A 24,227-nucleotide genomic window follows, 5' to 3' on the forward strand; every position below is an offset into this window, starting at 1 on the left:
TCACTGGCCGCAGCGGTCGGAACCTCAGACGGTCTTGTTGGCTTGGACATGCGCCGACAATGCGCGCAGCGACGCGAAGATGCGACGGTTCTCGTCGTTGTCCGAGCGCAGCTGGAAGCCGTAGCGCTTGCTGATCGCCAGCGCCAGTTCCAGCGCATCGATCGAATCCAGTCCCAGCCCGGTGTTGAACAGCGGCGCCTCCGGATCGATGTCGGCGGGTTGGACGTCTTCCAGGTTCAGGCTTTCGACCAGGAGTTCGGCCAGTTCACGTTCGGCAGCGGTTTGCGAGGACATCCAGAAAGTTCCAGGGTGAGGGTCGGGCAGGCGTCGGAGCAGGCAATCGACAGCGCGCAACCAAGCATGGTGCAAGCGGCGCATCGAGCCGGCAGTGTACGTGGTCGTACCTGTCGCGTCCGAGCGCGTCCCGCGGCGCATCTGGCGATCGCCCTGTCCTTGCGGTGGTCGTCAAGCGTGATCTCGGCAGCCAGACAGATGCCCGGGCCGCCGGACAGGCTATCATGACTGCATGACGCTCGCCCGCTGCAGGTTTGTTTCAGGATGACTTCCACCGTTGTTCGCCCCATCCCGACCGCCACGCCGGCAGCCGGGCCGGCCCCTGGACCGGAGTGTCCGGACGTAGTGATCGTTGGCGGTGGACCAGCTGGCTGCGCTGCGGCAATCGTACTGGCCGAGCTCGGCTGGACGGTGACACTGCTGGAGAAGGCAGAGCATCCGCGCTTTCACATCGGCGAATCGCTACTGCCGATGAACATGCCGATCCTCGAGCGCCTGGGCGTGCTGGATCAGGTTCGCAGCATCGGTGTGCTCAAGCGCGGCGCGGATTTTCCCAACGACGCCGGCGGCTACAACACGTTTCGCTTTTCCCACGCGCTCGACGCCAAGGCCGACTTCGCCTTCCAGGTGCCGCGTGCGCAGTTCGACGAGGTGCTGTTCAAGCGCGCGCGGGCAGTCGGCGTGGATGCACGCGAGCAGGTCACCGTCGAACAGGTGGATCTGGACGGCGACCAACCGCTACTACAGGCGCGCACGGCCGACGGCCGGATCCAGCAATTCCGTCCGCGTTACCTGCTCGATGCCAGTGGCCGCGACACGTTCCTGGGCAACCGGCTCAAGCTCAAACGCGCCAATGCCAAGCACCAATCCGCAGCACTGTTCAGCCATTTCCGCGGCGTCTCCCGGCGGCCGGGAGAGGATGCCGGCAACATCAGCATCTACCGACACGCGCATGGCTGGATGTGGCTGATTCCGCTCCCCGACGACATCATGAGCGTGGGCGCGGTCTGTTATCCGGAATACATGAAGACCCGCAAAGGCGACAGCGCGGGGTTCTTGATGCGCACGCTGGCGCTCAACCCCGAAGTCACCGTGCGCATGGCCGATGCCGAGCGGGTGGCGCCGGTGCATGCCACCGGCAACTACGCCTACGAATGCACGCGCATGGCCGGGCCGCGCTGGCTGATGCTGGGCGATGCCTATACCTTCGTCGACCCGATGTTCTCCTCCGGCGTGTTCCTGGCCATGCACAGTGCCGAACGCGGCGCAGCCATGGTGGACGCGGCGCTGCGCGCGCCGCAGCACGAAGCCAAGCTACAGCGCACCCTGCAGCGTGAGCTCAACCGCGGCATCGACGAGTTCAAATGGTTCATCTACCGCTTCACCTCGCCGACCATGCGCACCCTGTTCGCGCAACCGCAGAACACCTGGCAACTGGAGCAGGCGGTGGTGGCAATGCTGGCTGGCGATGTGTTCGACAGCCCCAAGGTCCGCCTGCGCCTGCGGGCATTTCGCGCCATTTATGCACTCACCACGCTGTCGATGCTGCCGCGTGCCTGGCACTCGTGGCGCCTGCGTCGACGCCAGGCCAGGCTCGGTTTTGACGGCGACACCCTGCAACGAGACAGTCAATGACCGCTTCCCCGGCCCACACCGCGCAGCCCATGCGCCACCCCCGCCTGCAGGTCGATTATGTCGACCAGACCGATCCGGCCGCGCTACTGACCGATCAGCAGGTGCTGGCGGTATTCGGCTTTGGCACAACTGCGCCACGCCTGCACGACCCGCGCTACCTGCGTGTGCCGCTGCAGCCGTATCAGGCCGAGGTGCTGGAAGTGTGGCGTACCGATGCGCCGGTGCGTAGCGGCCGCGATGGCAACATCGCCTGGTCCAGCGACGGCCGCCTGCAGTTCGGCGTGATCGAAATCGACGAGCAGGATGTCGATATCGAAGACGCCGCCGCCAAGGCCTATGCCGAGATCACCGCCTTCGTCAGCGGCAGCGACACGCCGCGCCTGTTGCGCATCTGGAACTACCTGGATGCCATCACCCTGGGCAGCGGCGATCGCGAGCGTTACCGGCAGTTCTGCGTGGGTCGCGCACGTGGGCTGGGCGCGTTCGATACCGCGCAGCTACCGGCCGCTACCGCGGTGGGTCGCTGCGATGCCGAACGCATCATCCAGATCTACTGGCTGGCCGCCGCCGATGCCGGCACCCCACTGGAAAATCCACGCCAGGTCAGCGCCTACCACTACCCGCGTCAGTACGGCCCGCAGCCGCCGAGCTTTGCGCGCGCCATGCTGCCGCCGGCCGGCAGCGACATGCCGCTGCTGCTCTCGGGCACCGCCGCCGTGGTCGGGCATGCCTCGATGCATACCGGCCAATTGCTGGCGCAGCTGGAAGAAACCTTCGCCAATTTCGATGCGCTGCTCGGTGCTGCACGTGCGCATGCCCCTGCACTGCCCGCGCAGTTCGGCGCCGGCACCCGGCTGAAGGTGTATGTGCGCGAGCAGGACGACCTGGCCAAGGTCGCACACGCCCTGGATGCGCGCTTCGGCGATGCGGTCCCGCGCCTGCTGCTGCACGCGGTGATCTGCCGCGACGAGCTGGCGGTGGAGATCGATGGGGTGCATGGCTAAACCCGGTTGCCGCAGCTGCCGCCTGCGGCGCGGTAAGGCTCGTCCTGAGGCATGGCGCAACGCGCCAGGCACCCGACCCCGCACATCCCCGGCCGGTGACGCTGTGGCCCGCTCCGCTCGCGCCGCCATGGCCATCGGCTGACAAACGCAGGCATCTCGCCGCTTTTAAGCTGGCCTTCGACCCGGCGCGCGTGCGGAGACCACCATGCTGTTGCTTGCGATCGTATTGGCGGCAGCTGTACCGAACAGCCCACGGCGGTTCATCGGGCCGGCGTTCGAGGCGCTGGCCACGCAAACCGACACCGCGTGCCCATCCAGACAGGTCAGGTCGATGACGCCCGGCGATCTGGATTTTGTACAGGAAACATTCGAAGGCCAGCTGACACCCCACGACCGCGCGCGCCTGGACGCGGCCAACACGGCGGCAGCACGTTGCGCCGATCGCAATGGCCTGACGTGTCCGGTCGAAGCAACGCTGGATGCGCTGCAACGCACCCATCTGCTGGCGCAGTTTTCGCGCTATCTCTGCGCGCATCCAACACCTGGATGACCGCCACGCAGGAAGCGCGCGCCACGGCGCAGCTGCGCGTGGCATGCTCAGCCGTTGAGCAGGCCCAGCACCAGGTCACGCGGCAGCTTGCCGGTTTCGTTGCGTGGCAGCACCGCGAGCTTGCGCAGGCGGCGTGGCAGGAAAACCGGGTCAACGCTGACGCGCAGGGCGGCGAGGATCTGTGCCTCGTCCAGGGTCGGGGCGACCACCAGGGCGGCGATGCGGCCGACGGCCTGCCCGGACTCCGGTGCCAGTTGCACCATGATGCCGTCGACCACGCCGGGGATGGCGAGCAGGCGGCGGGTGAGATCGGCCAACGAGGCGCGTTTGCCGGCGATTTCCAGCAGATCGGCCTGGCGCCCGCGCACCTGGAAACGGCCGTCTTCTGCAACGTCCATCATGTCGGCCAGCAACACCGGCGAGGCCAGATGCGGCGCATGGACCAGCGTGCCGGCAGCCTGGGTTTCCAGGCGTACGCCCGGCAGCGGCGTCCATGCGGCCTCCAGCGCAGTGCGGCGCACCGCAAATACGCAGGTTTCGGTGGAGCCGAACATCTCGCGGACTTCGCCGCCAAAGCGCGCTTCGGCCGCCGCCGCGATCTCCTGCGCCAGCGGTGCAGTGGCCGAAACGATGCCGACCAGCGGCGGCAACACCACGCCCGATTCGACCAGCGCGCGCAGATGCACGGGCGTGGTCACCAGCACGCGTGGCTCCGGAACCTCCGCTAACGCGCGTGCCACATCGTCCGGAAAGAACGGCCGGCCAGCGTGTACCGCCAGCGTGGTCACCATCGGCAGCAGCACCGACAATTCCATGCCGTACATGTGCTGCGGCGGCACCGTGGCCACCACGTGCGGCACCGCGTCGGTGTGCGCCCACAGGCTTTGCAGCGCAACCAGGTCCTGCCGGGTGCTGGTCAGGAAGCTGCCCCAGGTCTTGGGATTGGGTTGCGGGCTGCCGGTACTGCCGGAGGTGAAGCCGATCGCCACCAGGGCGTCGTCGGCCAATTGCGGTATAGGGCCGTCGGCTTGCGGCAGCTCGGTGGGCAGTTGCCAATAGCGTGGCGGCGCCAGCTCCAGCGCCAGATCGCCCAGGCAATAAGCATCAGCGTGCCGCGCCTGCACCTCGCCGACCACGGCAGGCGCGCGCGAGGACGGTAGCAGCGACACCTGCCCGCGCAACGCGCAGGCATAGAAGGCCACCATGAACCGGTAGCGGTCTTCGCACAGATTCACCGCATGACGCCCGTCGGGCAGCTGCTGCGCCAGTCCGTGCACGTGCGCGATGAAGGTTGCCAGATCGACCGACTGCCCCGCGCGCCACGCCAGCGGCCGGCCAGGCGCGCCGACGGCCATGGGGTGGGAAACAGCAGAAGCAGGCAGGCTGGGCATGTGTATCGACAATCGCAAAAGCGCGCTAGCTTGGCCGCCGCCCGGGCCGCTGGCAAGTCGGGAGCTTCCCGGTCGCTGGTGCGGTAACGCTGCACTGCAGGCATCGCGGCCGAGCGAGCGGTATCCAAGCGCAGGACGGCAGCGGCGCGCAGGGCAGGACGCACTGGCAAACCTCGCCCGGTAGCGCATGCCGTGCATAGTTTGGAATGAGCGTTGGCATTTGAATTTGAATTGGAATCGGCGTTGACGCCAGCGTCGCTGCCGATGAATCAGCGCCTGCGCACTGGGCGGTCTGCCGGAATGATGCATGCCGGCATCCTGGCGGCCGATTGCGATGTCGACTTGCATCCCCACCAACGCGCGTGCCGGGGCGGCTGCCCGACCGTGCAGGCACCACCGCGGTGAGTGCGGACGGCAGCGAAGAACGGCATTGCACGACTGTTTGATATCGCACCTGGCACCGGCGGTACGTCTCCAGAAGCCTCGCAGCAGTCGCGTCGATGACGCCTGCTACCAGCGCACGCGATCCGGTTCTGCACGTGCGCTTCATCTTCTCGCAATGGGAATCATCACTGCGCAGTCCATCATGCCGCGCGCAGGACTTCTGCGGCACGTGCAGGGTAGCCGCCCGTCGACAGCCACCATGCGCGCTTGCAGGCCTGTGACTTTTTTTCGGTGTCGCCAATGACGATCGTCTGGCGCAACGCAGCGCATTGCGTGCAATGCAACATCGCCAGCCGTGCGCCGGGCGGGCCACGCTGAAGCAGTCACTTTTCGCACCGTTGGGTATCCTCGGATGCAGGCCATTGCGCGACGTCCTGAAGCATGCCCACCGCAGTGGCGTCTATCGCTGCGAGTGCCCGCAATGGTCGCGCTCGTCTTGCTGACCTCACCGCATGCCATCGCCACACGCAGCCCACGCATGACCTGTGGCCCAAGCCCCGCGCGTGGGCGAACTGCTAGGCTTGCCTGCTCTCCGTTGCGTCCCGTTGTCTCCGATGCCCAGACTGTTGCCATTGTCCCTCCTGCTGCTGGCCGCCACTGCGCATGCGCAGTCCGCCGCACCGCTCACCATCGAACAGGTGATGGCCGATCCGGACTGGATCGGGCCGTCGGTCGAGCAGGCGTGGTGGCAATGGGACGGCAAACAGGTGCAATACCTGCTCAAGCGCGACGGCAGCCCGGTGCGCGACACCTACCGCCAGGGCATCGACGGTGCCGCCGCCGAACGCGTCGCCGATACCGCGCGTGCCGGCCTGGATGCCGCCAACCCCAGCTATGACGCCACCCGCCAGCGCATGCTGTTCGCGCGCAACGGCGACATCTTCCTGCGCGATCTGCGCTCGGGCGCGCTCACCCAGCTGACCCGCAGCAACGAGGTCGAATCGCGCCCGCAATTCGCCAGCGATGGCGGTGCGATCTGGCGTGCGGGCAACAACTGGTACCACTGGCGCGCCGATGGCGGCACCGCGCAGGTTGCGGTGGTCAAGGCCGAGCGCGATCCCAATGCCGCGCCCAAGGCCGATACGTTGCGCGAGCAGCAACTGGCCACGCTGGCAACGCTGCGGCGCGACCGCGAACAACGCGATGCGCTGCGCACCCAGGAAGACGCCTGGCGCCGTGCCGATGCCACCCGCGCCGCCGCGCCGGTGTATCTGGGCGATGAGGTCGAGATCGTCGACAGCGCCTTGTCGCCGGACGGCCGCCACCTGCTGGTGGTCACCCAGGCCAAGAATGCCGAAGAGGGCCAGGCCGGCAAGATGCCCAAGTACGTCACTGAATCCGGTTACGAGGAATTCCAGGAAGTGCGTACCCGCGTGGGTCGCAACGCGCCGGTCGCGCACGCGCTGTGGCTGGTGGACGTCACCGGCGGCAGCGCGCGGCAGCTGTCGTTCGACGCGCTGCCGGGCATCGCCACCGATCCGCTGGCCAGCCTGCGCAAGGCCGCCAAGCGCGATGCGCTCAAGGGCAACCGCGCGGTGCGGGTGGAAAGCGATGGCGATGGCAGTGGTCCGGCGGTGCACTGGAGCGACGACGGCCGCAACGTGGCGGTGGAAATCCGCGCCACCGACAACAAGGACCGCTGGATCGCCAGCGTGGACCTGGACGCGGCCAAGCTGCAGCCGCGTCATCGGCTGAGCGATGGCGCCTGGATCAACTGGGACTTCAACGATTTCGGCTGGTTGCCCGACAACCGCACGCTGTGGCTGCTGTCCGAAGAGTCCGGCTACTCACAGCTGTACACGATCGACGGCAACGGCAAGCCGCGCCAGCGCACGCGTGGCAAGTGGGAAGTGTCGATGCCGGTGCCCAATGCCGATGGCAGCGGCATGTACTTCCTGTGCAACCAGAAGTGGCCGGGCGACTACGAGGTGTGCAAGCTCGACCTGCGCACCGATCAGCTCACCGAGGTGACCGCCTTGAATGGCGTGGAAGGCTTCAGCCTGTCGCCGAACGGGCAGCAGCTGTTGGTGCGTTACTCCGGCGCGTATCTGCCACCGCAACTGGCGGTGGTACCGGCCGCCGGCGGCCAGGCCACGGTGCTCACCGACACGCGCACGCCGGCCTTCAAGGCGCAGACGTGGATCGCACCGCAGTACGTGCAGGTGCCGTCCAAACACGGCGCCGGCACGGTCTGGGGCAAGTATTACGGCCCGCAGACGCCCGAGCCGGGCAAGCAGTATCCGGTCGTGATGTTCGTGCATGGCGCCGGCTACCTGCAGAACGTTTCGCAGCGCTACACACCGTATTTCCGCGAGCAGATGTTCCACAACCTGCTGGTGCAGCAGGGCTACATCGTGCTGGATCTGGATTATCGCGCCTCCGAAGGCTACGGCCGCGACTGGCGCACCGCGATCTACCGCAACATGGGCCACCCGGAGCTGGAAGACTACCTGGACGGCCTGGACTGGCTGGTGGCCACCAAGCAGGGCGATCGCAATCGCGCCGGCATCTATGGTGGTTCCTACGGCGGTTTCATGACCTACATGGCGCTGTTCCGCAGTCCCGGCACCTTCAAGGCCGGCGCGGCGCTGCGGCCGGTGGGCGACTGGATGCAGTACAACCACGAGTACACCTCCAACATCCTCAATACTCCCGAGCTCGACCCGCAGGCCTACAAGACCTCCTCGCCGATCAACTACGCCGACGGGCTGCAGGACCATCTGCTGATCGCCCACGGCATGATCGACGACAACGTGTTCTTCAAGGACTCGGTGGACATGACGCAGAAGCTGATCGAGTTGCACAAGGACAACTGGCAGGTGGCGCCCTATCCGCTGGAACGCCACGGCTTTACCCGCGCCGACGCGTGGCTGGACGAGTACAAGCGCATCCTCAAGCTGTTCAACCAACAGGTGAAGCCGCAGCGCTAACCGGATGCTGCGCCCATTACGAGATGGGCGCAGCGGGCGCTGAAGGAACGCGCCGTCGCGTCTGCAGCCGCGGCCATGTACGCAAGAAACCACGCCTGCCATACAGGCCAGGCAGGTATCGAACCGCTTGGACCAGCACTGCCTTCGTTTGTCCGGGCAAGCGTGGCCCGCGCAGAGGTACAGGCCGGCCGCGAGTGTCACGCCACCGTCTTGTTGCCATGCGCTCACCTGTCCGTACGCCAGTGGCTCTAAGCTTGGCGCCAGGATCGGCAGCGCGATGCTGCGTTTGCGCCGCGCTGCACCGGCCTGCCGCATGCCCGGCGCGCCGCGGGCGTGGTGGCGATGACCAACGACGCTGTGGCGCACACGAGGAGACGCGATGGGCCTGTGGGACCGTTTGTTTGGACGCAAGACCGCCGCGGCGCAGACGCCGCGCACCGAGCCCACCGTGGCGTGCGCCGCTGTCGAAGAGAACGCAGGGACGGCGGTCGATATCGACCCGGCCCTGCAGCCTGCACTGGCCGCATTCCAGCGTGGCGACCACGTTGGCGCCTACAACGCGGCGCAGGCGCAGCTGCAGGCAGGGGCCGACGCACAACGGCTGTGCGCGTTGTCGCTGAGCGCACTGGATCGTTACCGCGAGGCCTATCCGCATTGGCTGGCGCTGTACGAACTGGAGCCCACCGCGCACAACGCGTTGCAGTTGGCCACGACAGCGGTGATGTGCAACGAGATCGCACGCGGTGAGCAGTGGCTGCTGACCTTCGACGATCTCAATGCGCAGGAACGCGCGACCTCCCCGGCCACCGCGCGTACCAGCTTCCTGACCGCGCTGACCCGCGCCGGCCATGGCGCGCATGCCCTTCCGCATCTGGAATGGCTGCGCGAGGCCTATGCCGGCATGTCGATCACCGACAGTCATTTTCTCTATGTGCGCGGCCTGCCGTTCCTGGAAGCTTTCCTGGAACGCAGCACGCCGTTGCTGCGCGAATGCCTGCCGGCGCAGGCCCTGCCCGGCTGGTATGCACAGCTGCAGCCCGCGCTGGACCCGCCCGGGCAGGCGGCGGTGGCGGCCCATATTGCCTCGCTGCAATGAACGCGTCACTGCGCACATCGTTGCAGCCACGCGGCGGGTTCGTGACGCCGCTGGCCTGGGTGTCGCTGCTGCTGGGCGTGGTCAGTGCGCTGACCAATCTGTTCCAGGTCGTGGTGCTGGTGGCGGTCCCCGATGCCACCGCGCTTGCGCTGCCTGCCGGCATGCGCATGCCGCACTCCTGGCAATGGCTGATCGACCACGCGATGTCGCTGTCGGTGCTGGGCGTGGTGCTCTCGGTGGTATTTACCTGGCTGAGCTGGGCGTTGCTGCAGCGCCGCGAATGGGCGCGGATCGGTTTCGTGGTGGTGCTGCTCGCCACCGGGCTGCTGAACTTCGGCGGGCTTGCAGTGATCGGGCCGCTGTTCGACGGCGTGCAGGCGATGCTGCCGGCCGACCTGTCCAACAGCCCCGACTGGCCGCAGATGCAGGCGCGCCTGCAAGCCACCCGGCAGATGGCGCTGGTCCTTACCGGGCTGGGTGCGCTGGCGATCGGAGGCGTGCACGCGGCACTGGCCTGGCGGCTGTGCACGCCGACGGTGCGCGCCGAGTTCCATTGATCGAACCGGCAGCATGCCGGCAAGCACGCAGCAGCCCGCGTCGCCGGTCCTTGGCTCTGGCGTGATCCTTCCGCTGTTGGAACGGTCCTGCTGTCTCGACCTGCGTCTGCCTGGACCGCTCACACTGGCAAGCCGCGCATGTAGTGCACCGGCCGTCTGCGCAGCCGGCTGTCCATGCGTCGGATGGCGGCTCCGTGCTGGCATCCGTGCCACCGCCGGCTCGCGCCGAGGGCACACCCGCAGCTTGATCGCCGGTGTGCGAAAAGCCCGATAGTCGTGGCAATGGCGTTTCGCTGCATCTTGTCCGGCTGGCGGTGCTGGCCAAGCACGTGCCTGCAAAGAGCGGACACCTACGTTGATCGATGGCGTGCGGAAAGCCCGCTGGTCGCGGCGACGGCGGGTCGCTGCGTCTTGCCTGGCTGGCAGATGCCGGCCGAGCACATGCCTTGCAATGCGCGCACCAGAACCTTGATCGCTGGTGTGCGAAAAGCCCCGGTGGTCGTGGCGATGGCGTGTCGCTGCGCCTTTGCACGGCTGGTGGATGCTGGCCGAGCATCTGCCGCAATTACGTCTTGATCCTCCTCTCCCGTGTCAATCAAGCCTGTCCAGACCAGCGTACCGAGCAGGCCACGCATCGTCCTGCGACAAACTGGCGCGTGCGGGTGGACGCACCCGCTGCGGTGCACGGCTTAGAATTGGGTCATGAACGAATTCGACCGTGTACGCGATTATCTGACCGATCTGCAGGACCGTATCTGCGCCGCGGTGGAAGCCGCCGATGGACGAGCGCGCTTCTCCGAAGACCTGTGGCAGCGCGAGGAAGGCGGTGGTGGGCGCACCCGCATCCTGCGCGATGGCGCGGTGTTCGAGCAGGCCGGCATCGGGTTTTCCGACGTCTCCGGCACCCGCCTGCCGCCCTCGGCCAGTGCCCACCGGCCCGAGCTTGCCGGCGCCACCTGGCGCGCCTGCGGGGTGTCGCTGGTGTTCCATCCGCACAACCCGCATGTGCCGACCACGCATATGAACGTGCGTTACTTCCGCGCCGAGCGCGATGGCGAGGTGGTAGCCGCGTGGTTCGGCGGCGGCTTCGATCTCACGCCGTTCTACCCGGTGGATGAGGACGTGCAGCACTGGCACCGCACCGCACAGACACTGTGCGCCCCGTTCGGCGAAGAACGCTACGCCGCGCACAAGCGCTGGTGCGACGAATACTTCTTCCTGCGCCACCGCAACGAAACCCGCGGCGTCGGGGGACTGTTCTTCGACGACCTGGGCCAGGACTTCGAGCGCGACTTTGCGTACCAGCAGGCGGTGGGCAACGGCTTCCTGGATGCCTACATGCCGCTCGTGCAGCGCCGCAAGGACGAGCCCTTTGGCGAACGCGAGCGCGAGTTTCAGCTGTACCGCCGCGGGCGCTACGTGGAGTTCAACCTGGTCTACGACCGCGGCACCCTGTTCGGGCTGCAGAGCGGCGGGCGCGCCGAGAGCATCCTGATGAGCCTGCCGCCACGGGTGCGCTGGGAATACGGCTACACCGCCGAGCCCGGCAGCGCCGAGGCACGCCTGCTGGACTATCTGGTTCCGCGCGACTGGCTTGGCTGAATCGGTCGCGCGCACCTGGGCGAATTGCTGCGCGGTGCGGCCAGCCGCCCGCGCCAGGCAGGCTGGCCGGTGCGCGCGCTTCGGCCCCTGACGCATCACGACGGCGCGCTATCTAGCGTCGCGCGGGAGATGGGCACGCGTTATCGCTGTGGCAGCTATCGACTTGCTGACTGGTAATGGTCAATCACGATCCGCCGTTTCTACATCCGTAGTCAGTTAAACCTGAATTGGGAAAATGAAACGCTGTGTTGATTGAGCGAATGAATAACGCCCATTTAAATTTGTGATTAATTGCGGCGAGTAGCATCGGGAGCGCCGTGCTGCGTTGCGCAATACGCCCTGAAAATCTTGAAACGCGCGCAATAAAAAAGCCCCGCAGACCAGGGGGAGGTCGGCGGGGCCAGGGAACGGAAACTTGGGGAGGAGTTTCCGCTCCGAGATCTGCTCCAGGGGATGGGAGAGATCTACCGACAGGCGTTGCGCCCGTCGAGGGATATAACACCATTTTCTACATTGATGGATCGTGAAGATAACTGTTAAAAAAATGTAGAATTTAGCGGTTATTCATTCCCTCAAATCAGCTGAATTCGGATTATGTCCGCGTGTCGTATAGCTGGTCTGCGCATTCAGCATATCAGCGCGCGCGGCTGCGTCAGTGCGCCTCATCCCAGTTATCGCCAATGCCCGAATCCACCACCAGTGGCACACGCAACTCGGCGGCAGCCGCCATGCGCGCGGTGACTTCGCTCAGCAGCGTGTCGACGAAATCGGTCTCGGCTTCAAACACCAGTTCATCGTGCACCTGGAGGATCATCTTCGCGCGTTGCGCGTGGTCGGCGATCCAGCCGTCCACGCTGACCATGGCGCGCTTGATGATGTCGGCTGCGGTGCCCTGCATCGGTGCGTTGATGGCGGCGCGCTCGGCGCCGGCACGCTGGCCCTGGCTGCCGGCGTTGATGAAGTCCAGATACAGCCGGCGGCCGAACACCGTCTCCACGTAGCCCTTGTCACGTGCCTGCTGACGGGTGGTTTCCATGAAGTCGCGTACGCCCGGGTAACGGCTGAAGTACAGCGCGATGTAGTCCTGCGCCTCGCCGCGGCCGATGCCGAGCTGGCGGGCAAGGCCAAACGCGCTCATGCCGTACATCAGGCCGAAGTTGATCGCCTTGGCGGCGCGGCGCTCGTCAGCGCTGACAGTATCGATGGTGCGGCCGAACACCTCGGCGGCGGTGGCGCGGTGCACGTCGGCGCCGGACTCGAACGCACCGACCAGGCCGGGGTCGCCGGACAGGTGGGCCATGATGCGCAGTTCGATCTGCGAGTAATCGCAGGCGATCAGCTTGCGCCCGGCCGGGGCGACGAAGGCGCGGCGGATGCGGCGGCCGTCTTCGGTGCGGATCGGGATGTTCTGCAGGTTCGGATCGGACGAGGACAGCCGCCCGGTGGCCGCGCCGGCCTGGTGGTAGCTGGTGTGCACGCGCCCGGACTGCGGGTGGATCATTTCCGGCAGCTTGTCGGTGTAGGTGCTGCGCAGCTTGGTCAGGCCGCGGTATTCCAGGATCACCCGCGGCAGCTCGTGCTGGTCGGCGATGGCTTCCAGCGCCTCTTCGTTGGTCGAAGGCTGGCCCTTGGGCGTCTTGACCACGGCGGGCAGCTTGAGCTCGTCGAACAGCAGCGCCTGCAGCTGCTTGGGCGAGTCCAGGTTGAAGCTGCGCCCGGCCAGCTCGGTGGCCTTCTGCTGGGCGGCAAGCATGCGCTTGGACAGGTCCGCGCTCTGGCGGCGCAGTTCGGCCGCGTCCACGCACACGCCGTTGGCTTCGATGCGTGCCAGTACTTCCACCAGCGGCATCTCGATGTCGCGGTAGACCTGCTCCAGGCCCGGCTCGGCCGCCAGCCTGGGGCCGAGCACCTGGTGCAGGCGCAGGGTGATGTCGGCATCTTCGGCGGCGTAGCGGGTGGCGTCGTCCAGGCTGATCTGGGCGAACGGGATCTGCTTGGCGCCCTTGCCGCAGACGTCCTCGTACTTGACCGTGTCGTAGCCCAGGTAGCGCTTGGCCAGGCTGTCCATGTCGTGGCGGGCGCTGCCGGAATTGAGCACGAAGCTCTCCAGCAGGGTGTCGTCGCTGTAGCCGGCCAGGGCGATGCCGTGGCGGCGCATCACGTGCAGGTCGTACTTGCCGTGCTGGCCGAGCTTGCGCACCGCAGGGTCGGTGAGCAACGGCGCCAGCTGCGCCAGCGCCTGGGCACGGTCGAGCTGGGCCGGGGCGCCGGGGAAGTTGTGGCCGAACGGCAGGTACGCCGCCTGGCCGGGCTCGGCGGCCACGCTCAGGCCGATCAGGTCGGCCTGCAGCGGGTCCAGGCTGTCGGTTTCGGTATCGAAGGCGAACTGGTCGGCGGCGCGCAGGCGCGCGATCCAGCTGTCGAGCTGTTGCTGGGTCAGGATGGTCTCGTACTGGCCGGGCGCCGACAACGCGGGGTCCAGGTCCACCGGGGCGCTGGCCGGGCCGGACACGAAGCCGGTGCCGCGCGCGCGGCCGGGTTCGGTGCGGGCGCTGGCTGCGGCGGCTCCCAACGGCATCGGCTCGGTCAGCAGGCCGGCCTGGGCAGCTGCACCGCCGAGCTCGCGCAGCGCCTGGGTGAAGCCGTAGCGTGCGTACAGCACCGCCAGCGTTTCGGCGTTGGGCTCGCGCAGGTCCAGCGCGCGCGGGCCGCTGGCCAGGGTCACGTCGGTCTTGATGGTGACCAGTTCGCGGTTGAGCGGCAGCCGCGGCAGCGCGGCGCGCAGGTTGTCGCCGATCTTGCCCTTGATCTTGTCAGCGTTGGCGATCACCCCATCGAGGGAGTCGTATTCGGCCAGCCATTTGGCGGCGGTCTTGGGGCCGCACTTCTCCACGCCGGGCACGTTGTCCACGGTGTCGCCCATCAGCGCCAGCAGGTCGACGATCTGGTCGGGGCGCACGCCGAACTTGGCGATCACCGCCTCGTCCGAATCCATGCGGCTGCCGCTCATGGTGTTGACCAGTTCGATGCCCGGGCGGACCAGCTGGGCAAAGTCCTTGTCGCCGGTGGAGATGGTCACGCTCAGACCATCGGCGGCGGCCTGCAGGGCCAGCGTGCCGATCACATCGTCGGCTTCCACGCCATCGATGCGCAGGATGTCGATACCCAGCGCATGCACGATGTCGCACATCGGCTGCACCTGCGCGCGCAGGTCGTCGGGCATCGACGGACGATTGGCCTTGTAGTCGGCATACAAGTCATCACGGAATGTCTTGCCGGGCGCATCCACCACGAACGCGACGTAGGCCGGGCGCTCCTTCAAGGTGGCGCGCAGCATGTTGACCACGCCGAACAAGGCGCCAGTGGGCTCGCCCTGGGCATTGGTCAGCGGCGGAAGCGCGTGGAACGCGCGATACAGGTAACTGGACCCGTCGATCAGGACTAATCTGCTCATGCAGTGATTCTACGCTGCACGCCCACGCCACACCCGGCCAGCGCATACTCGGCGGCGACCTCACACGGACCATCACGATGAAGAGAGCACGACTTTTGCTGTTGCCGCTGCTGCTGCTTGGCGGCTGTGCCACCACCTCCGGCGGCGCTGGCGGCGACGGGATCCCGGCCGGTGCCGATGTCACCAGCAAGACCATGGGCAATGGCGACAAGGTGGACGAATACCGCGTCAACGGTCAGCTGGAAATGGTGCGGGTCACGCCGGCACGCGGCACGCCGTATTTCCTGTACGACCGCGACCACGACGGGCACACCGACGCGGAGAAGGACAAGGTCAACAAGGTGTATTGGCAGCTGTATAGCTGGTGATTCGGGATTCGGGATTCGGGAATCGGGAATCGGGAATCGGGAATCGTAGAGCGTAAGCACAGCGGCTTTGCACGCACGATCAGGCGCGTGCGCGGCCTGTTGCGGCAGCCATTGCGATCAACACGCGAGACCCGCCATTGGCCGCTGGCTGCGAGTCCCGGCGACAGCCGTGCTGTCGGTCTGCGGCATCCGGGAAGGCTGAGCGCAATGCTCAGCTCTCTTCCAGCGGGCCGGTGACGCGTTGCAGTTCGTCAATGCCGCCTGGCGCCAGTTCCTTCATCAGCGCCAGGAAGTCGCAGCCGACCAGGCGCTGCGCGCGGCGCAACAGCATCGGCACCGGGCTGGAAGGTTCGTTGCGCGCGTAATAGGCGCAGATCTCTTCCAGCCGCTTCAGCACATCGTCCGGGCCGGCGATGTCGCCGTTGCGGCGGGGGGCGGTGACTGCAGCGCTGCTGGGGTCTTCGCCAGTGGCTGGTGATTCGCTGTCTTCCACTTCCGCCGTGGTGCCCTGGCGGGCCTGCCAGTGCGGCAACACGAAGCGCTCCAGCTCGCGCAGGTCGGTCAGCAGCGGGCGCAGGTCCGGCGCGGCGGTGCCCAGGCGTTCGGTCAGCAGGGCGTCGATCGCACGTGTGCGCGCCAACGCATCGCTGATGGCCTGGGCGGAGGCGGCCAGCGTCTCGGGTGCGCAGTCCAGGCAGCAGGCTTCGATTTCGGCCAGGCTCGGGCCGCTCTGCCCGTCGGCTAGCTTGATGCTGCCATTGGCCACGCGCAGGTCGCGCAGGCTGAAACGGCCCAGCCGCGGCGACTGCACGAACGCGGTCGTGCGCAGCGCACCGAGCAGGCCCATGGGGTCGCTGAGGCCGACCAGGGCATTGACGCGCGAGGTGGGGTCGTTGTCGTCGTCGGCATCCAGTTGCGGGTGCACGCTGTCCCAATGCTGCTCCAGCAGGCCGTGGATCAGCGCCAGGGTGTCGGCCCAGCCGGGCAGCCCGCGCAAGCGCAGCCAGGCCGCGCCGAGCCGGCTGGCCACGCGCAGGTCGCGGCTGCGCCGGCTCAGCTCCAGCGCCAGCGTCTGCACCTTGTCCCAGTCCGGTTCTTCGGCGGCGATGACACTGTCGCCCAGGCTGCGCTCGGCGCGGATGGCCGAGTCGCGCTCCAGGCGCAGGAAATCCGGGTCGTATTCCAGATCCGGGCCGGCCGGTGTGTCGTCGCTGACCGGAGCGAGCAGGGTCTGCAGGGTGCTGTCGTCGTGCATGGCATGGGCTCCGTCGGGGATGCCGCCGCGGTGAGGCGGCGGCGAGGCGATCACTGGGGCGTGCAGACCGCATCCGGGTCGCCGGCATCGCAGGCCGGCTGCTGGTCGTCGGGCAGGCGCAGCCCCGGGCGAACCAGGCCGAACGCGCGATACGGCGTGCCCGACGCGGACAGATCGACAAAGGCGATGGTGCGGCTGGCTGAACTCTGCGCGCGGCCGGCGAACGCGGAGGCCGGCACGTTGAAGCTCGATCCGCCGCTCAGGTCCAGCAGGCCGCCGTCGGCGGTGGTGGCATTGAAGTAGGCCGGCGGCGCGCCCACCAACCCGATCGTCTGGGTGCCGGTGCCGATCACGTACAGCGGATTCTGTTGCGTGCCGATGCCGCCGGTGGCCGAGAAGCTGCCGATGCCGTCGCGCAGCGTGGCGCGGCCCTCCTGCAACAGATCACCGCGCACCGACAGGAACAGCGCGCTGTTGCCGGCATCCACGCTGTAGATGCTGCCGTCGGACAGCACCAGGGTGAGGTCGCCGGCATTGGTCAGGCTGAAGCCGTTGCTGGCGGTGAAATTGCCCAGACGCACCACGCGGTTGTCGATGAAGGTGGTGGCATCGCCAAGCAGCACCGGGCCGCCGGCCGTGCCGCTGAGCAGGTTGGCGGTGAGCGTGCTGCCGGCGCGTTGGCCGATACCGGCCACTGCCTGCAACCAGGTGCTGGCGCCGTTGAGCTGTCCGTCCAGCAATAACGCGCCGCCGCTGTTCAGTCGCAACAGGCTGCCGCCATCCACGCGCCCGCTGACCTGCAGCGTGGTGGCGCTGAACACATCCAGGCCCTGCGCACTGAAATCGCCCAGCGTGCCGATGGCATTGCCGGCGCTGGTCAGCGTGGCCGCGCCGGCGGCACTGCCGCTGAGGTGCGCGGCGCGCAGACTGCCGGCGCGCTGGGTGATGGCACCGCCGCTGCGCAGGCTGAGCGTGCCGGCGCTGCCGATGTCGTGTGCGAGCTGCATGGCGCCGCCGCTGACCAGCGTCACGGTGCTGCCGGTGATCGCGCCACTGCTGGACAGCTGGCCGCCCGCCTGCAGGTTCACCGCACCGCTGGATTGCACGGCGGCAGCCAGGTCGTTGCGATCGACCAGGGCAATGCTGCCGCCGCTGGCCTGCACGCTGCCCTGGAAATCATTGCCGGCATCGGTGAGCACGATGGCACCAGTGCCGGCGTCGAGCACGCTGTTGCCGACGATGGTCAACGCGCCCTGCTGGGTGATGTCGGCCCCGGTTGCGGCCGGGCGCACCACCGCCTGCGCGGTCAGCCGGCCTGTGATGCCGGCCACGCCAGTGCCACTACGCGCCACCAGCGTGCCGCCGATGCGGCCCTGGCCCAGGTTCAGGCCGGCGCCGCTGGCAACGTCCAGCGCACCCACGTCCAGAGTGCCCAGCGTCAGCCCGTTGCGATCGCGCACACGGGTATCGCCACCGCTCAGGCTGAGGGCCGACTGGAAATCATTGCCGGCATCGGCCAGCACGATGGTCGCGCCGGCGCTGTTGATGCGGGTGGCGCCGATCACGGTCAGCGCACCGGTCTGCGTCACCGCGCCGCCGTTGCTGGCGGCATCCAGATCGCCATTGACCAGGCCGACGCCCAGGTTGAGCGCACCGTTGCTGGCGACATCGAGCGCACCGGTGTTCAGCGCATCCAGCGTCAGCGCATCGGCATCGCGCACCCGCGTGGCACCGCCGCTGAGCGCAAGCAGGCCCTGGAAGTCGTTGCCGGCGGCATCCAGCACGATCGCGCCGCTGCCGGCATCGACCATGCTGTTGCCTGCCACCTGCAGCGTGCCCGCGCTCTGGGTGATCGCCGCGTTGTTGCTGCGCAATGCCAGATCGCCGGACGCAGCGAGGTTGTTGCCAAGCACGATGCCGTTGGCACCGCTGAGCTGCACATCGCCGCCACGCAGCGCACCGGTGGTGGTGAGCGTGCCGCCGCGCGCGATCACATCGAGCGCACCGCTGCCGGTGTCGATTGTGGAGGTCAACAGCAGCGCACCGCCGGCATCCAGCGATACCGCGCCATCGCCGATGCTTTGCACGTTGGCAAGCTGCAGATCGTTACGGTCGACCAAGGCGATGCCATCGCCGGTGGCGGCGACGGCACCGACGAAATCGTTGTTGGCGTTGTTTAACGCAATCGACCCGCTGCCGGCGTTGAGGTTGCTTGCGCCGTTGATGGTGAGCGCACCGGCCTGGGTGATGGCGCCGTTGTTGCTGGTGGCGGTCAGGGCTCCGGTGCTGCCGGTGCCGAGATTCAACGCACCGTTGCTGCTGACGCTGAGCGCGCCGGTGTCGAGCGTGCCCAGGGTGAGCGTGTTGGTATCGACGATCTGTGTTGTGCCGCCGCTGAGCGCCACGGCGCCGGTGAAGTCGTTGGCATTGGCCAGTGCGATGGCGCCGGAACCTGCGTTGACGGTGGTGGCGCCACCGACCAACAACTGGCCGCCGGTCTGGTGGATTGCGGCAGTAGTGGTACGCAGCGTCAGCGCGTTGCCGGCATTGACGGTGTGCGCCAGGGTCAGGCCATCGCGTGCAGTGAGCAGGACGTTGGCGCCGCTCAGAGCGCCGCCGGTGCTGAAGGCGCTGCCGGTGGAGGTCAGCGTCAGGCTGCCGGTGCCGGCGGAGATCGCCGATGCAGGCAGGTCGAGCGTCTGCGCAGTGAGCGCGATGTCGCCGCTGGCATTGCCAGTGATCGAGGAGACCTGCAGCAGACTGCGGTCGGTCACGGCGATGCCGTTGCCGGTCAGGCCGAGCGTGCCCTGGAACTCGTTGTTGGCATCGGTCAACGCAATCGTGCCGCTGCCGGCGTTGACGTTGCTTGCGCCGGTAACGGTGAGCGCACCGGCCTGGGTGATGGCGCCGTTGTTGCTGGTGGCGGTCAGGGCGCCGGTGTTGCCGGTGCCAAGATTCAACGCACCGTTGCTGCTGACGCTGAGCGCGCCGGTGTTGAGCGTGCCCAGGGTGAGCGTGCTGGTGTCGACGATCTGCGTTGTGCCGCCGATGAGCGCCACGGCGCCGGTGAAGTCGTTGGCATTGGCCAGTGCGATGGCGCCGGAACCTGCGTTGACGGTGGTGGCGCCGCCGACCAGCAACTGGCCGCCGGTCTGGTTGATTGCGGCATTGGTGGTACGCAGCGTCAGCGCGTTGCCGGCATTGACGGTGTGCGCCAGGGTCAGACCATCGCGTGCAGTGAGTACGACGTTGGCGCCGCTCAGAGCGCCGCCGGTGCTGAAGGCGCTGCCGGTGGAGGTGAGCGTCAGGCTGCCGGTGCCGGCGGAGATCGCCGATGCAGGCAGGTCGAGTGTCTGCGCAGTGAGCGCGATGTCGCCGCTGGCATTGCCAGTGATCGAGGAGACCTGCAGCAGACTGCGGTCGGTCACGGCGATGCCATTGCCGGTCAGGCCGAGCGTGCCCTGGAACTCGTTGTTGGCATCGGTCAACGCAATCGTGCCGCTGCCGGCGTTGACGTTGCTTGCGCCGGTAACGGTGAGCGCACCGGCCTGGGTGATGGCGCCGTTGTTGCTGGTGGCGGTCAGGGCGCCGGTGTTGCCGGTGCCAAGATTCAACGCACCGTTGCTGCTGACGGTGAGCGCGCCAGTGTTGAGGCTGCCCAGGGTGAGCGTGCTGGCATCGACGATCTGCGTTGCGCCACCGGTGAGATTGACCGTGCCGGCGAAATGATTGCCGATGTCGGTCAGTGCCACCGTGGCGCTGCCGGCGTCGATGCTGCCAACCCCATTGACGCTGAGCGCGCCGGTCTGGGTGATGGCGCCGTTGTTGCTGGTGGCGGTCAGGGCGCCGGTGCTGCCGGTGCCCAGGTTCAACGCGCCGGTGCTGGTGACGGTGAGCGCGCCAGTGTCGAGGTTGCCCAGCGTGAGTGTGTTGGCATCGACCACCTGCACGGCGCCGCCGCTCAGGTTCACCGTGCCGGTGAAATTATTGGCGCCATTGGTCAGCGTGATGCTGCCATTGCCGGCATCGAAGCTGCTGCTGCCGCTGACGGTCAGCGCGCCTTGCTGGTCGATGGCGGTGTTGTTGCTGTTGACCAGCAGGCTGCCGACGCTGCTGTTGCCCAGGGTCAGCCGATCGCGATCGACCACCTGCACGGCGTTGCCGCTCAGACCCACTGCACCGCCGAAGTCGTTGTCGCTTGCAGTCAGCGTGATGTTGTCGGTGCCGGCAGTGAACTGCGCTGCGCCCCCCACTGCGAGCCCGCCGGTCTGGGTGATGCCGCCGCTGGCGCTGGTGGCGGTCAGCGTGGTGGTTGCGTTGCCCTGGCCAAACGTCAGTGCACCGCCGCTGCGCACCGTCAGCGCATTGGTGTTGAAGCTGCCCAGGGTCAAGGGGCCGAGCGCGTTGATCCGTACTGCGCCACCGGTGACCGACAGCGCACCGGTAAAGGCGTTGGACGCGCCGTTCAACTCCACCGCGCCGCTGCCGGCATCGACCGAGGTGGTGCCACCGATGGCGAGCGTGCCGGAGAGCTGGGTGAGCGCAGCGCCGGTGGTGCCCAGCTGCAGGTTGCCGCTGGTGGTGATGTCATGCGACAGCGTGATGCCGTTGCGCCCGTTGAGGCTGACAGTGCCACCGCGCAGCGCACCAGCGGTGGACAGGCTGCCGGTGTCCGAACGCAGCTGCAGCGTGGCGCTGCCGGTGTCGATGGATTGCGCCGGCAGGCTCAGCGTGCCACCGGCGGTGAGCGCAACCGCGCTGTTGGCGGCGCTGGTCAGCGAGACGATGGACAGGTCGTTGCGGTCGTAGATACCGATGGCGCTACCGGTCAGGTCCAGACCGGTGTTGAAATCGTTGCCCGGACCGAGCAGCGAGATCGCACCGGTTCCGGCGTTGACGGTGGCGAGCGCGCCCGCGCTGATCGCCCCACCGCCCTGGGTGATGGCCGCATTGGTGGCGGTCAGCGCCAGGGTGCTGTCGGCATCGATGTCGTGGCTCAGGGCCAGCCCGTCGCGTGCGTTCAGGGTGATCTGGTTGGCACTGAGCGCGCCCTTGGTCGCCAGCGCACCGCCCTGCGCGCTCAGCCGCAGATTGCCTGAGCCGAGGTCGATGGCCTGCGTTGGCAGCACCAGGTTGGCGCCCGCAGTGAGGGTGACGTCCCCGCCGCTGCCGGCGGTGAGCGAGGTCACGGTGAGCGTGTCGCGGTCGCTGACCGCGATGCCGGTGCCGACCAGGCTCAGCCCGCCCTGAAAGTCGTTGCCGGCGTTGCCCAGTGAAATCGCGCCGCTGCCTGCATCGAGCGTTGCAGGGCCGGTCATGGTCACCGCGCCGTTCTGGATGATCGCGCCGCCGTTGCTGCGGGCAGTGACATTTCCGCTGATGCTGTCCTGGCCAATGTTCAAAGTGCCATGGCTGGTGGCGGTGAGCGTATTGGTGCTGATGGCACCCAGGGTGAGCGCGTTGCTGTCGTTGACCAGCGCCGTGCGGCCGGTGAGCGAGACAGCGCCGCCGAAATCGTTGCCGGTACCGTTCAAACTGATGACGCCGGTGCCCGCTGCCACGGTGGCGTTGGTGGTGCCGGTGACAGCGAGCAGGCCGGCGGTCTGGGTGATCGCCCCGGTGTCGCTGGTCAGCACCAGGTTGCCGCCGGCCTGGATGCTGTGGCCAAGGTTCAGTGCATCGCGCGCGCGCAGGCTCACCTGGTTGCCGGACAGTGCGCCCGGGGTAGTGAGCGTGCCACCGAGCGCGCTCAGCGAAAGATTGCCGGTGCCGGTGGCAATGGCCTGCGCGGGCAGGCTGAGCGCACCACCTGCGGTCAGCGCAATGCTGCCGTTGCTGCCATTGGTGAGCCCGACGACGGTGAGATCGTTGGCATCGCGGACGGCAATACCGGTACCGGTGAGCGTGAGCGCGCCAACGAAGTCGTTGCCGCTATCGGTCAGCGCGGTGCTCCCGCTGCCTGAATCGAGCGTGCTGGTGCCGTTCACCGTCAACGCGCCGGCCTGGCTGATCTGCCCACCATTGCTGCTGGCACTGAGCGCGCCGGTCACTGCGCCACTGCCCAGGTTCAGCGCACCGCTACTGGTAGCGGTGAGGTTGCCGGTGGCCAGCGTGCCCAGGGTCAGTGCGCCGCTGTCGGTGATCTGGGTGGCGCCGCCACGCAGGCTGACCGCCTGCTGGAAATCGTTGGCCGCCGTGGTCAGCGTGATGGCGCCCGTGCCGGCCCGCAGATCGCTGGTACCGGTGACGGTGAGGCCGGCGCCAGCCTGCTGGATCGCGCCATTGTTGCTGGTCGCACCGAGGGCGCCGGTGACCCTGCCGCTGCCGAGATTGAGCGTGCCGGTACTGGTGGCGGTGAGGTTGCCGGTGGCCAGCGTGCCCAGGGTCAGTGCGCCGCTATCGGTGATCCTGGTGGCGCCACTGGTCAGGCTGACGGCACCACCGAAATCGTTGCCGCCGTCGGTCAGCGTGAGCGCCTGGCTGCCCAGCGAGAAGGTGCTGGTGCCGCCCACCGTCAACGCGCCCTGTTGGGCCAGGTCGATGGTATTGGTCAGGCCCAGATTGCCGGACACATCCAGGAATGCCAGGTTGGCGATCCTGTTGGCGCCGCTGAAGCTGGCATTGCCGCCGATGCTGCCGAAGACGGTGCCAGCGGTAAGCACGCCGCCCTGCTGCACGCCAACGTCGCTGACATAGCTGATGGCACCGCTGCCGACATCGATACTGCCGTTGCCAAAGATGCCGTTGCTGCCGGCGCCGTTGGCCACCAGCGAAACACTGCCGTCGCTGCCGCCGGACAGCGCCGCAGCGCGGACGATGCCACTGTTGTTGACCAGCGAGTCGAACACGCCCCGTGCTGCACGCGCGCTCAGCGAGATGGTGCCGCCCGGCGCGATCAGGCTGCCGGAGTTGTCCACCGCGAACTGGTTCAATTGCAATTGCAGCGCTTTGTCGATGATCACCGCAAACCCGCCGCTCTCGAAACTGAGGGTGACCTTGTCGGCACCGATCAGGTTGATGTTGCCGGCGCTGGCGGTGATGGTGCCGCTGTTGGTGACCCCGCCGCCGATCAGGTCGACCGCGCCGGCGGCAGCGTTGATGGTGCCGGCGTTGGACATCAGCGAGACCGTGTTGCCACCGGCATCGAGCACATCGTTGCCGCTCATGAAGGCGGAGGCGGTGGTGCCCAGGGTGCTGGCCACCAGCCCGCCGACATTGATCTGCGCGGTGCTGCCGAAGATCATGCCGTTGGTGTTGATCAAGAACACCTGACCGTTGGCATTGAGATTGCCGAAGATCTGCGTGGAATTGCCGCCCTGGATCAGGTTGAGCACGGCCGCGCTGGAGGATGGCTGGTTGAAGGTCACCGTGGCCGCCGAGCCGATGTCGAACGTGGACCAGGTCAGCGCCATGCGGTTGGAGGTCTGGGTAATGACCTGGCTGGCCCCGCTGGGCGCGTTGATGGTGCCGGTACCGCCGGCGATGCTGCCGCCGGTGGGCAGCTGGGTGCTGGCCACCTGCGCGACGGCAGGCGCGCTGAGCATGAGCGCGGCGGCCAGCGCCAGCGCCAGCGGCGATCGACGCAGCACGCGTTCGGAGGGGCGGGCTGCAACGATGGAAACGGTGTGGTTGGCGTGCATGCGCAGA

General features: G+C 67.5%; 13 protein-coding genes. 8 read left to right on the forward strand and 5 right to left on the reverse strand.

All coding sequences use genetic code 11. The features are described 5' to 3' along the window. Positions 1–24 precede the first annotated feature (24 nt). On the reverse strand, positions 25–294 hold the full coding sequence (gene xanC, locus A7D17_RS06915) for a xanthomonadin biosynthesis acyl carrier protein XanC (protein WP_005914783.1): 270 nt from the start codon (positions 292–294) through the stop codon (positions 25–27). A 264-nt stretch (positions 295–558) separates the two neighbouring features. Here xanC and A7D17_RS06920 point away from each other — a divergent pair, with 264 nt between their 5' ends. The 3 genes from A7D17_RS06920 to A7D17_RS06930 all read left to right on the forward strand — a co-directional run bounded on the left by A7D17_RS06920 (position 559) and on the right by A7D17_RS06930 (position 3,483). Beyond that, positions 559–1,929 (forward strand): NAD(P)/FAD-dependent oxidoreductase, encoded by a 1,371-nt coding sequence (locus A7D17_RS06920; protein ID WP_064508428.1) that lies wholly within the window; start codon positions 559–561, stop codon positions 1,927–1,929. Beyond that, a complete protein-coding gene (locus A7D17_RS06925; protein WP_064508429.1) occupies positions 1,926–2,933 on the forward strand; it encodes a chorismate transformation FkbO/Hyg5 family protein in 1,008 nt (335 codons plus the stop codon). Before A7D17_RS06920 ends, A7D17_RS06925 begins: the two co-directional genes overlap by 4 nt. A gap of 205 nt (positions 2,934–3,138) precedes the next feature. Further along, on the forward strand, positions 3,139–3,483 hold the full coding sequence (locus A7D17_RS06930) for a hypothetical protein (RefSeq protein WP_064508430.1): 345 nt from the start codon (positions 3,139–3,141) through the stop codon (positions 3,481–3,483). A 47-nt stretch (positions 3,484–3,530) separates the two neighbouring features. Here A7D17_RS06930 and A7D17_RS06935 read toward each other — a convergent pair whose 3' ends face one another. Further along, positions 3,531–4,874, reverse strand: coding sequence for an AMP-binding protein (locus tag A7D17_RS06935; RefSeq protein ID WP_064508431.1), 1,344 nt, complete (start codon positions 4,872–4,874; stop codon positions 3,531–3,533). A 1,007-nt stretch (positions 4,875–5,881) separates the two neighbouring features. On the opposite strand from A7D17_RS06935, the gene A7D17_RS06945 reads away from it, so the two are divergent. From A7D17_RS06945 to hemF, 4 genes are all read left to right on the forward strand, one after another. Further along, entirely contained in the window at positions 5,882–8,248 is a 2,367-nt protein-coding gene (locus A7D17_RS06945; protein ID WP_064508485.1) for a S9 family peptidase, read from the forward strand. 379 nt (positions 8,249–8,627) lie between these two features. Beyond that, positions 8,628–9,344 carry a hypothetical protein gene (locus A7D17_RS06950; protein ID WP_064508433.1) on the forward strand — a complete coding sequence of 239 codons (717 nt, stop codon included), beginning with the start codon at positions 8,628–8,630 and terminating at the stop codon, positions 9,342–9,344. Then, positions 9,341–9,901, forward strand: a complete 561-nt coding sequence (locus A7D17_RS06955) for a hypothetical protein (RefSeq protein ID WP_064508434.1) — start codon at positions 9,341–9,343, stop codon at positions 9,899–9,901. The genes A7D17_RS06950 and A7D17_RS06955 overlap by 4 nt, the downstream gene beginning before the upstream one ends. A gap of 702 nt (positions 9,902–10,603) precedes the next feature. Continuing rightward, positions 10,604–11,503 (forward strand): oxygen-dependent coproporphyrinogen oxidase, encoded by a 900-nt coding sequence (gene hemF / locus A7D17_RS06960; RefSeq protein WP_064508435.1) that lies wholly within the window; start codon positions 10,604–10,606, stop codon positions 11,501–11,503. 652 nt (positions 11,504–12,155) lie between these two features. Here hemF and polA read toward each other — a convergent pair. Then, the gene (gene polA, locus A7D17_RS06965; protein ID WP_064508436.1) at positions 12,156–14,957 is read right to left on the reverse strand and encodes a DNA polymerase I; all 2,802 of its coding nucleotides are present in this window, start codon (positions 14,955–14,957) and stop codon (positions 12,156–12,158) included. A gap of 77 nt (positions 14,958–15,034) precedes the next feature. On the opposite strand from polA, the gene A7D17_RS06970 reads away from it, so the two are divergent. Beyond that, complete coding sequence (locus tag A7D17_RS06970) at positions 15,035–15,325, forward strand: DUF2782 domain-containing protein (RefSeq protein WP_064508437.1); 291 nt, start codon at positions 15,035–15,037, stop codon at positions 15,323–15,325. A gap of 211 nt (positions 15,326–15,536) precedes the next feature. On the opposite strand, the gene tssA is transcribed toward A7D17_RS06970, so the two are convergent. Then, the gene (tssA, locus tag A7D17_RS06975) at positions 15,537–16,580 is read right to left on the reverse strand and encodes a type VI secretion system protein TssA (RefSeq protein ID WP_064508486.1); all 1,044 of its coding nucleotides are present in this window, start codon (positions 16,578–16,580) and stop codon (positions 15,537–15,539) included. Between the two features lie 50 nt (positions 16,581–16,630). Continuing rightward, positions 16,631–24,220: a two-partner secretion domain-containing protein gene (locus A7D17_RS06980; protein WP_064508438.1), complete on the reverse strand. Its 7,590-nt coding sequence runs from the start codon at positions 24,218–24,220 to the stop codon at positions 16,631–16,633. Positions 24,221–24,227 lie beyond the last annotated feature (7 nt).

The sequence above is a fragment of the Xanthomonas floridensis genome, from assembly GCF_001642575.1.
Classification (GTDB): domain Bacteria; phylum Pseudomonadota; class Gammaproteobacteria; order Xanthomonadales; family Xanthomonadaceae; genus Xanthomonas; species Xanthomonas floridensis.